9 protein-coding genes are annotated in these 10,538 nt (G+C 46.1%); 4 read left to right on the top strand and 5 right to left on the bottom strand.

Features of this window, described 5'->3' with window-relative positions; translation table 11 throughout:
* Positions 1-102: 102 nt before the first annotated feature.
* Positions 103-981 (bottom strand): zinc-binding dehydrogenase, encoded by an 879-nt coding sequence (locus H6G03_RS35855; protein ID WP_190475482.1) that lies wholly within the window; start codon positions 979-981, stop codon positions 103-105.
* 359 nt (positions 982-1,340) lie between these two features.
* The gene (locus tag H6G03_RS35850) at positions 1,341-3,560 is read right to left on the bottom strand and encodes a bi-domain-containing oxidoreductase (protein ID WP_190475480.1); all 2,220 of its coding nucleotides are present in this window, start codon (positions 3,558-3,560) and stop codon (positions 1,341-1,343) included.
* Between the two features lie 239 nt (positions 3,561-3,799).
* Between H6G03_RS35850 and H6G03_RS35845 the strand changes: the two genes are divergently transcribed.
* The gene (locus tag H6G03_RS35845) at positions 3,800-6,595 is read left to right on the top strand and encodes a protein kinase domain-containing protein (RefSeq protein WP_190475478.1); all 2,796 of its coding nucleotides are present in this window, start codon (positions 3,800-3,802) and stop codon (positions 6,593-6,595) included.
* 100 nt (positions 6,596-6,695) lie between these two features.
* Here H6G03_RS35845 and H6G03_RS35840 read toward each other — a convergent pair whose 3' ends face one another.
* Positions 6,696-6,842, bottom strand: coding sequence for a hypothetical protein (locus H6G03_RS35840; RefSeq protein WP_190475475.1), 147 nt, complete (start codon positions 6,840-6,842; stop codon positions 6,696-6,698).
* Between the two features lie 4 nt (positions 6,843-6,846).
* Positions 6,847-6,936: a cytochrome b6-f complex subunit PetN gene (gene petN / locus H6G03_RS35835; protein ID WP_190475473.1), complete on the bottom strand. Its 90-nt coding sequence runs from the start codon at positions 6,934-6,936 to the stop codon at positions 6,847-6,849.
* Positions 6,937-7,008: 72 nt separating this feature from the next.
* Here petN and H6G03_RS35830 point away from each other — a divergent pair, with 72 nt between their 5' ends.
* Positions 7,009-7,455, top strand: coding sequence for a hypothetical protein (locus tag H6G03_RS35830; protein WP_190475467.1), 447 nt, complete (start codon positions 7,009-7,011; stop codon positions 7,453-7,455).
* 293 nt (positions 7,456-7,748) lie between these two features.
* Complete coding sequence (locus tag H6G03_RS35825; RefSeq protein WP_190475465.1) at positions 7,749-7,961, top strand: hypothetical protein; 213 nt, start codon at positions 7,749-7,751, stop codon at positions 7,959-7,961.
* Between the two features lie 72 nt (positions 7,962-8,033).
* Here H6G03_RS35825 and H6G03_RS35820 read toward each other — a convergent pair whose 3' ends face one another.
* Positions 8,034-8,963, bottom strand: a complete 930-nt coding sequence (locus H6G03_RS35820) for a cobalamin-binding protein (protein WP_190475463.1) — start codon at positions 8,961-8,963, stop codon at positions 8,034-8,036.
* Between the two features lie 345 nt (positions 8,964-9,308).
* On the opposite strand from H6G03_RS35820, the gene H6G03_RS35815 reads away from it, so the two are divergent.
* Positions 9,309-10,466 (top strand): PAS domain-containing sensor histidine kinase, encoded by a 1,158-nt coding sequence (locus H6G03_RS35815; RefSeq protein WP_190475461.1) that lies wholly within the window; start codon positions 9,309-9,311, stop codon positions 10,464-10,466.
* Positions 10,467-10,538 lie beyond the last annotated feature (72 nt).

Raw genomic sequence — 10,538 nt, 5'->3', positions numbered from 1 at the left:
GCATTTTACGTTGTTGTGCCTGACATAAATTATTCTAGCACGAATCAAGAAAAGTCCCCCTGGAAGGGGGAGGCTTTAGACCCATTAATTTCGGTAATCTTTTCAACTTTCCCAGTCAAGCACGACAGTTAATGAAGTTGACGAAGTGCTATTTGCAGTAGCTTCCGACGCCTTGACTCGCTCGCCGATTATCCCCTCTGGGCGATAGCGTCCTGCTTGTGCGAGGCGCAGCAAACGACCTGCATCTGTGACCCACTGCTGACCCGGTTCCGTCTGCGGTTGAGGCCCAAGAAGAGTACGACCGGGAGAATGAATACTATGATACAGGTCGATCGCACCCGCAGGCATAGAAGCAAGCACCAGTACGCGAGCTTCCTTGCGGCATTTCGGCAATATTGCTTCCACCAGTCCCGGTTCGGTTCCGGTAACAAATACAACATCCGCTCCACCGCGACTGCTGCCCTGAACCAGAGCTTCCGGCCATCCCGGTTCCTCTGGAGAAGCAACCCGCCCAGCACCGAGCTTTTCTGCATAGGCGCGTCGCGATTCGCGGGCATCCAAAGCACTGAGGTTTCCCGCACCTCCCAACCGACTCGTAGAAACTAGCAATAGACCGTATAAATTGAGACCGAGAACAACGGCGTGAACTCCGATTTCAAAATTGACTCGCCGCATTGCCGCTAACGCGGGTGCGGCAATACCTGCCAAGAGTGCGTCATTTTCGTCTGTTCCCGCTTCTAATGGCAAACAAGCTGCTGCCGATACGCTACATTCAGGAGCGTTGTTGCCAGGAGCTAAGACGAGGGAATCGACAGGGACGCCTTGTGCGGTAGACTCGATAACGCGACCGATAACGGGAATTGGTAATAGGGAATTCCCTTCTGATTGGGGAATTGTCAAATCGAGAAGGCTTCGCACAACTCGCAAGCGAACGCGAAGAGAATCTTCAATCTTATGTGGTGATTCCTGAGTGTAAAGCAAAATTTTTGTTCTCCTAAATGTTAAAAACGTCAATGAAATTTTGAGAACCCAGCCAAAAGTCGTAGGAGCGGGTTTAGTCAATAAAACCCATAACGAGTTTACGGTTGTAGTACAAACAAAGATAATTTGTAGGGTGGGCACTGCCCACCATTATCTCGGTTCAAGGGTTACAGGCATTTTGGTGGACTGGATTGTCTGTGGGAATCATGAGTTAAAATTTAACCGCAGATGAAGACAGATGAACGCAGATAAACGCAGATAAGATCGCGAATTTTGGGAGTAGGTTTTGCAAAGCTCAACGCAAGGATTTCTGTCCTCACAAGTTGGGTTTCGTTCCTCAACCCAACCTACAAGCATTGCTATGCGTTGTTAAAATTCTCCACTTCAATTGGTTGTCGTTTTTGCGCGGAAGCGTAAGCAGCTTCGATAATTCGCTGCACCGCCAATCCATCTTTACCAGAAACTTCTGGTTCTTTACCAGCACGAATTGCTTCGGCAAATCGCTCTACAAAAATTTGGCGTTCTATCGGTGGGGGAAGGTTTTTTACTTCGTGCCAACGGTTGGCGCTATAGCCATCAACTGCTCGTAGGGAGGAGAATTTCAGAATTGGGCGCAGGATAATTTGACCCTCGGAACCCCACACACGCTCTTCATCCATCCGCGCACCGACAACGTGAGTAGAACCGCAAAGGGTGCCAATACCACCACCTTCATACTGATAAGTTGCCGATACAATATCTTCTACTTCAACTGGGTGGGTAAGGGTGGCATATTCTGCAAAAATATGTTTGACTTCCAATCCCGTTAAATGTCGGAAATAATCGAGAGTGTGGCACAAATTCATAATTAAAACGCCTCCTCCCGCTTTTTCCCGCGAACCGCGCCAGTCTGTTTTTACTCGTCCGGTAAAACCAACTGTCCAGTAGGATTCGTTGCGAACTTGTCCGAAGGTTATTGATGTACCTAAGATGCGTCCAACTGCGCCTTTTTCGATCAGTTCTTTTGCCCGCATTAGCTGGGGACTGTATCGCTGGCAATAACAAACTGAGAGGATAGCCCCAGTCTGCTGTGCGACTTCCAGCATTTTTTCGCAGTCGGCGACGTTGTTCGCCATCGGCTTTTCGACGATGACGTGCTTGCCAGCTTTCATGGCTTGGATGGCCATTGGGGCGTGCAGGTGATGGGGAACGGCTAGAAAAACGGTTTCTACTTCTTTATTTGCTAATACTTCTTCAAAATTGGTGGTGTAGGGTGCTTCGTGCAGGGCAGCTAGTCGCTTTGCCAGCTTGATATCGAGATCCATTGCGTGAACGATGCTGGTATTCGGCGCGGCTTTGATGGCTTTGGAGTTTTGTACGGCAATTTCGCCACAACCAACCATTGCAATTCGCAGGGGTGGGGTTTCGGCTCTTGGCCCAGGAATAATGGGTGCTGGTGCCGGTTCCGGTTGTTTCTGTAACTTGGCGACGATCGATGTTGTTAAACTCTGGGTGAGGATCTGCGGTGTCCAGTCTCCCGGTTTGTCCCAGCGGATCAGTACGCCGATCGAACGATCGCCTTCTTTTGCCAGCTGTTGATACATTTGAGGAATACTGGGCGGTTCGACTCGATCGGTAATCAAATCGTCAACAGCCAGCCGTCCATCTGCAATTAGGTTCAGCACTGCACCCCACTCTGCCCCTCGCATCGGCCATTGATAGCCTGGAAATGTGGATGATTTGGGGTTGGTGGCGAAGTGTCCTCCTATCAGTACCGCTCCTTTTTGATGCAGCGCTGTCAGCAAGTTTGGGTCTTCGGTTACGCCTCTGGTGCTGCCTACCAGAATGATGCGACCGCCCGGTCGTACTGCTCGGATGGCATCGCCGATCGCTTCTGGCACTCCCGTCAGTTCTATTACCACATCTGTACCTACTTTGTCAAGTGCTTCTGGGTCTTCTGCGGTGGCGATCGTCAGGTCTGCACCGCTACGCATCGCTGCTTCCAAACGCTGTTTGGTGCGAGCGATGGCGATAATCGGATAAGCGCCTGCGATCGCTGCCAATCTGAGGGTGAGCTGTCCGATCAATCCCGCGCCCAGGACGGCGACGGACTCTCCCGGCTCTGGGTGGGCCCTGCGAAATCCTTGCAGTGCGATCGCGCCAATGGTGGTGAAAACAGCCCTTTCTGGAGGTACATCCTCTGGCAAGCGCATCACTTTCTCATCTGGGACAACTGCTAGACTGGCGTGGGGTGCCCAAGCCACAACCATATCGGCAGACTGAACGCTGCTTCCCCGTCCCGACATCAGCACGCTACCCACAAAGCAGTAGCCCGGTATGCGGGGAAAATTACCAAGGGTATTGGGCAGATCCAGATAGCTGGCGCGTTCTGTTCCGGGGCTGACTAGGCTGCACGTTGCTTTGAGCAGCACTTCCTTAGTTGAGGGCGGCTTTAGTTCAATTCGTTCCAGGGTTGCTTTCTCTTTGCTCTTGAACTGAACGCCCGCGCCGCGCACCACTGTTGTTGGCCCGAATTTGGCTTCTAGCTTTTGCTGGATGCGATCGCGAGTTGACTCCAAAAATTCCAATGGACTTTTCATCAAAATTTCCCTTGCCAGCTTACATAAAAAGCTTTTTTAGTTAGTCTTGATATTTATTTTGCTCTAGTATATCGGAAGATATTTACATATCTAATCAAAATTTAATTATTTTCAATTTGCTATAATTAAGTCCAAAATAACTATATTAACAAAACTGCTGACAGCAATCGGGGTGTAAGCAAATTATTATTAAACTGGAAGCAGTAGATCGTGCAAATAAGTTGGTACTTTGAAATTAGATGACATCAGCGCTTCTGAACAACCGCTACCGTATTATTCGGGCGCTAGGAAAAGGTGGTTTTGGCGAAACCTTTCTGGCGGAAGACTCCCATATGCCTTCCCGTCGTCTTTGTGTAATCAAGCAGCTCAAACCCGTCGCCAACAACCCCCAGGTTTACGAACTGGTGAAGGAGCGATTTCAGCGGGAAGCGGCTATTTTGGAGCAACTGGGGGAGGGACACGAGCAAATTCCTAAGTTGTACGCTTACTTTGCGGAAGCAGGAGAATTTTATTTAGTTCAGGAGTGGATTGAAGGAGTTCCCCTCAATCAAAAGATCAAAGAGGAAGGAGTGCTGAGCGAAAGTGTCGTGAAGGAAATCCTATTAAATATTTTACCAGTTATCGATTATATTCACAACAGAGGTATCATCCATCGCGATCTCAAACCTGCCAATATCATTCTGCGACAAAAGGATGGCAAACCAGTTTTAATTGATTTCGGGATTGCGAAAGAAACGATGTGTGCTGGGTTGGATTCTTTAGGGGAAGTTACTAGCTCTATTGCAGTCGGTACAATCGGTTATATGCCACCTGAGCAAGCAGCGGGTAAACCTGTCTACGGTAGCGATATCTACAGTTTGGGGATGACTGCTATTTATTTGTTGATTGGTAAGCGTCCCCAAGATTTAAAGACAAATCTTAAAACAGGTGAAACTATTTTTAATGACAGCGATCGACAGATTAGTTCCAGTTTAGCAGAAGTGTTAGAGCGAGCGGTGCGATCGCATCCTCAAGAGCGCTATCCCACTGCGAGAGAAATGCTCTTGGCTTTGCATCCTGTCGATCGCCTGCTACCCCAATCACAAACTACTCAGCCTGCACCTATTCTACCACCATTGCAGGCAAAAGTATACAGTCAATCCGAGGCAGAAACAGTTACACTTCCCGGTACAGTTCCCAAGACATCCACACCCAAAGTAACCTATAGCCGACAAGAACATCGCAATCGTCAGATTTTACTCAACAAAGTCAAAAATTACTGGATAAAAGGCGTTCTGGAAAGTTCGCTGCACGGTAAAGCGCTGATTGAATTGGGTTTGGAAAAACGCCTTGATGCAGTCGATCGCCCTTGGGGTATGCTATGGGAAACGCCGTCACAAACCAGGCAAATTTTACCACCAAAAAGCAAAGTTATCCAGCAATTTGACCAATTGGGAGAAGGTCGATCGCTCCTCATTTTAGGCGAACCGGGTAGCGGCAAAACAACCACACTTTTGGAACTCGCTCGCGATTTAATTAATCGTGCCGAACAAGATCTCGATCATCCCATTCCCGTCTTATTTAATTTATCATCTTGGTCGCAAGAAAAGCAAGGTTTAACAAAGGGAAACTGTGTAGCTTCCTTCGCCAATTGGTTAGTGCGGGAAATGAATATAAAATATCAAGTTTCCCAACCAATCGGTAAAGCTTGGGTGAAAGATCGGCAGTTAATGCTAATGTTGGATGGTTTGGATGAAGTAAGTAGCGATCGCCGCGATTTGTGCGTCCAAGCAATTAATGAATTTATGCAATCACACGGACAAACAGAAATCGTAGTTTGCTCTCGCATCCAAGATTACGAAGCACTTTCCTATCGCCTGCGCTGTCAGGGTGCCATTTTCATTCAACCCCTGACTCTGGCACAAATCCATCAATATTTAGCTGCTGCGGGTGAAGATTTAACAGCAGTAAATACGGCACTTGCAGCGGATACGAAGTTGCAAGAATTAGCGCGATCGCCTTTAATGTTGAACATTATCACCCTCGCTTATCGGGGAATGTCAATCACCGAATTACCCAGCATGAATTTGGAAGAACGCCGCCAACATTTGTTCGATAATTATATCATCAGAATGTTCGCTCGTCGCCACAACGATCGTCAATATTCCCAAGCCCAAGCGATGCAGTGGTTAACTTGGTTAGCGCAAAGAATGTCAGAGGAATCGCAAACAGTATTTTTAATAGAGCGAATGCAAACAAAATGGTTAAAAACCAAATTGCAAAAGCAAATTTATTTAGGCGGATTATTGATACTTTTTGTGATTTTAGGGCTGACAATCGGTCAGTTGCTATTGCCAATTAAGCGAGTAATCTTCTGGCTGATTTTAGTTTCGGTAATTTTTGTGTTAATTTTTGGTATCGATCGCATCACGCCAGTGGAAAATTTGAAATGGTCATGGAAAAACGCGATAAAAACTATTGTTCGCGGCATAATTTTGGGTTTAGTCTCCGGATTTATACTCAAAATACCCTATGAGCTTATATTCAATCCAGAACGCTGGCAAGTTGTGGCGCTGCATTTAAACAATGGCCAACTTCATTCATTAGTTCGCGGTATGGTATTCGGCATGAATATGGGGCTGATTTACGGATTGGTTCGCGCCTTGACTTCTCCCTCGATCGATGAGAGAATAACAATACCCAATCAAGGCATCAGACAATCTCTAAAAAATGCGATCGTCTTCGGGTTGCTGGGATTTTTAGTCTTGGGAATTGCGGCTAATCTATTACATTGGTCGTTCTTTTTTTGGGGAAGTTTCGGATTGTGTTTTGGCATCATAGCAGGAGGAGGAGAAGCCTGCGTTAAGCATTTTATGTTGCGGTTCATCCTCTACTGCAATGGATATATTCCTTGGAATTACGCTCGTTTTTTAGACTGGGCAACCGAGCGCATTTTTTTGCAAAAGGTTGGCGGTGGATATATTTTTATCCACCGATTGCTATTAGAGCATTTCGCCCAAATGCCTTTGGAAAAGGGACTTGGGGATAGAGGCTAGGGAATGGGGAAGTCAAAAGTCAAAAGTCAAAAGTCAAAATTGCTCCTCTTTCCTCTTTCCCCTAACCCCTATCCCCTATACCCTAACCCCTAAACAGGACTTAGCGACGACGAGTAGAGCGCTTATCGCTGTCTTGACGGCGGCGATCGCGCCACTCCATCACCGTCAGGTACAAAACTCCCCCTGAGACTGCCACTAGCAGCACAAAGGCAACTAAAGCCAGAACGTTAAGAGCTGTTGTTTCCACTTTTCTAGAAGCCGTTACGGCCCCAAACTACCATCGAGATAGAGTAGGTAAACAGAACCAATAGGGCAACCCAACCTAGAGAGAGAATATCCATAGCCTTGTGTTAAATCGAATGTGACAAAATGACACCAAGTCTTATCATACTTGGAAGTGATGAGGTTTTACATTGGACGGCTTACAAGCAGAACGGATTGAATCTGTCAAGGCGGGAAGCTTTGCTGCTTTGTCGCTTTTTTTGGCTTACGGAATCGCAACCTTGGGAAATCAGTTAGTTTTGGCAAAGCAGTTTGAGGTACTGGCTTCTTTGCAAATCTCGACGGCAGCAAATCTGTTGCTAAGTGGGGCGATCGCTATTATCAGCGGTTTCCTTTTCGGCATCACCTACCGCTACATCATCCGCGAAGATCGCAATTCCCATCTTAGCGAAGGGGCAGTGCTAGCGTTTGGACTGGTGCGGGGATTAGCCCAAGCAGACGTAGGGTTGAATTTTGACAATGCGTTTTGGTCCTGCGGCGTTTTGGCCGTCGAGAGTATTGTACTGTTTGCGATCGCCCGATATACTCTTGATGTAGCGATCGATCGCGGTTGGCTGAAACCTTTTCGATTAAGCTGAAAAACAAACACATATAAAACGCTGGAAATTGTTCGCTCGATCGCATCATCTTTAAAAATCTGCGAACTGAGTGGGCGCAAAATAAACCAAAGATGATTTGTAGGGTGGACATTGCCCACCCTAAATTTAATTATGTCTGCCTAGTTAGAAACCTGTAAAAATCATGAAATATTTGTATTTTTTGTTATACTTTTGTTGAGTTTAGTATCATTCATAGGTTTTACCTATTAAAAGAGTAATCATAGTAACTAAGGAGCAATTTTTATGTAACGCATGGCAGGAGGTGAGATGCCGTGCTAAGGCTACATCAACCGATTAGCGGCAAAGAATATCTAAACTATTCAGCTGTCAAAAAATTTCTTAATGAGTGGCAGCAGTTTATTCAGAATGGCAAGGTAGCTATCCACAGAGTCGGGAAGTCGATCGCGTTGATACCTTTATTGCTTGTGGTAGTATTGCCACTTTTCTCTCTGGTATTATTTGTAGATGAAGATGAAACGATTTAGTTTCACTTTGGCTAATAGCTAATCACTAATTACCATAAGTATTAGCTATTAACTATTAGCAATTATCTATGTTTATAAAGGTTCCCAGGCTTTGCCTTGGTAGCCATATTGCACTGTTTCGGGATGCAGAATTTCTGCCAAAATTTCTACAGAATCAGCCAATCTCGGCCCAGGACGATTGAAGTAGGAATTGCCATCAGTGATGTAGACTTTGCCACTTTTTACGGCTTGCAAATTCTGCCAATCAGGACGCTGGGCTAACATAGAAGCTTCTTGCCGAGTACGCTGTAAATCAAAGCCGCAAGGCATGAAAATAATTACATCTGGATTAGCTGTTATCAAAGATTCCCACTGTAATTGAGGGGCAGGCTGACCCGGTACGCCAACAAGAGGCTGACCGCCTGCTAACTTCACCAGTTCTGGAATCCAATTACCGGCAGCCATTAGGGGATCTGTCCACTCGATGCAGGCAACAGTGGGAAGCTTTGTATCAATACTTGAAAGAGTTTTTTGCTCGCAAATTTTGACGCGAGATTGTAAATCTGATAATGAAGTGGGAGTTTCCACATCTAGCGTTTGGGCAACCATTTGGATGTCTGCCCAAATATCAGCTAGAACAGTGGGCTGTAAAGAAATAATGTGGGGTTGGCTGTGGGTGAGTGAGGCGAGAGCTGTTTCCACTTGTGATAAGCTAACGGCACAAACATCGCACTGGTCTTGAGTTAGGATGTGTGTCGGTTGTAACTGTTCTATGAGCTCAAGTTTAATTTCATAGATGCTGAGGGCGTTTTGGAGAAGATTGGTAACGTCCTGATGAATTTCGGCACTGGGTTTAGAAGAGTTCAATCGTGCTTGGGTGCAAATAGGACGATCTTTGATTTCTGGGGGATAATCGCATTCGTGCGATCGCCCCACCAGATAATCGGTTAGGCCCAACAGCGCGACAATCTCTGTGGCGCTGGGAATCAGAGAGACAATTCTCAGATTTTTTGCAGCAGTCATTTTTATCACTTCTCTCGTCAAATAGAAAGACTCGGTAGCTAAGTTAGAGCAGTAATTTTAACGTAGCGTTAATCTTTAAAACTGTTATCCTCCTTGCGTTACATAGTGAGGTCACAATTTTTATAAAGAAATATTTACAGAAAAATCGCCGTAGGGAATCTGGCACTAATCTATTCTCGAACCCCCTTACCCTGTAGAAGTGTGTACGCGGTTACGAAAGGTTGGCAATTATTCATAGCACAATTGTTACCCTGGAGGTGCTACAGACTCAATTGCGCCATATGGGGTAAGGTCTGCATACAGCAACAGCAGGTTATACAGTATTCCCTGGGGTGAAAAGAGTGAATGAGTATCAATAGGGCAAGAATTAGAGATAGAGTGATTCAAATGGTATTGGCGATCGATACTACCCCGAAAATGACGACGCCCAAACAGACAGAGGAAAAGCTCACCCTCTACCGAGAAATTATCGCCAATAGCAAAGATGCGATCGCCATACTCGACACGCAGGGATATTACATCGAGCAGAACTGGGCCCATAGAGACCTACTGGGTTATACCGATGAGGAGTTGCAGGGCAAAACACTAGCCATTCACACCGACGGCGATTTTTGCTCCTTCTTCTTACCGGAGGTGGAAAAGCAGGGCAATTACTGTGCGGAAATCACCTGCCGTAGCAAAAGTGGAGAACTATTGTACATCGAATTTTCCTCCTTTGCAGTCCGTAATGATGGAGGCCAAACCGTATGCTATTTCGGAATTAAGCGCGACATCACCGCACGCAAACGCCAAGAAGCATCACTCCGACAAAGCGAAGTCAGAAATCGCGCTCTTCTGGATGCGATACCAGATTTAATGTTTTGCATCGCCAAAGATGGGACTCTGATAGACTGCAAAGCCAACAAAGAAGATCTGCTCTACGCACATCCAAGTCAGTTTTTAGGTAGAAAAGTGCAGGAAGTCCTCCCAGCTGAGTTAAGTCAGCAGATTATGCACTACCTGGAGCAAGCCTTACAAACTAAAACTATACAAATTTTTGAATATCAATTAGCCATTACTGGTATGGAGCGCCATTACGAAGCTCGGTTAGTTGTCAGCGGCGAAGAAGAAGTTGTAAGTATAGTCCGCGATATTACCCAGCGCAAGCAGACAGAACTGGAACTGCGTCAAGCTAAAGAAGCTGCCGAAGCCGCAAGTGATTCTAAAACCGAATTTTTAGCTAACATGAGCCACGAATTGCGAACTCCTCTCAACGCTATTCTAGGTTTGTCGCAACTGCTGGATCAACAAATTTTTGGTTCTCTCAATGCCAAACAGAAGGAATATGTCAACTACATTCACAGTAGTGGCCAACATCTTTTGTCGCTGATTAACGATATTCTTGACCTTTCCAAAGTCGAAGCTGGCAAGGAAGAGCTAATCCTGATGCCTATTTCGGTGAGAGAACTGTGCGATAGTTGCTTGAGCCTAAGTAGTCGGACAAAAGTAATCGACACTGTATGAACTTTTGTTAAGGCACTTGCAGGAGTGCCTTCGCACAGCGTGCCGTAGGCATATCGTGCATCGGCACAATTA

The sequence above is a fragment of the Aerosakkonema funiforme FACHB-1375 genome, assembly GCF_014696265.1.
Taxonomy (GTDB): Bacteria; Cyanobacteriota; Cyanobacteriia; order Cyanobacteriales; family Aerosakkonemataceae; genus Aerosakkonema; species Aerosakkonema funiforme_A.
This window is presented reverse-complemented; position numbering and strand designations above follow the sequence as displayed.

Coding starts and splice junctions, on each gene's coding strand:
- H6G03_RS35815 (WP_190475461.1), top strand. CDS start 9,309: ATGAGTATCAATAGGGCAAGAATTAGAGATAGAGTGATTCAAATGGTA.
- H6G03_RS35845 (WP_190475478.1), top strand. CDS start 3,800: ATGACATCAGCGCTTCTGAACAACCGCTACCGTATTATTCGGGCGCTA.
- H6G03_RS35850 (WP_190475480.1), bottom strand. CDS start 3,560: ATGAAAAGTCCATTGGAATTTTTGGAGTCAACTCGCGATCGCATCCAG.
- H6G03_RS35820 (WP_190475463.1), bottom strand. CDS start 8,963: ATGACTGCTGCAAAAAATCTGAGAATTGTCTCTCTGATTCCCAGCGCC.
- petN (WP_190475473.1), bottom strand. CDS start 6,936: ATGGATATTCTCTCTCTAGGTTGGGTTGCCCTATTGGTTCTGTTTACC.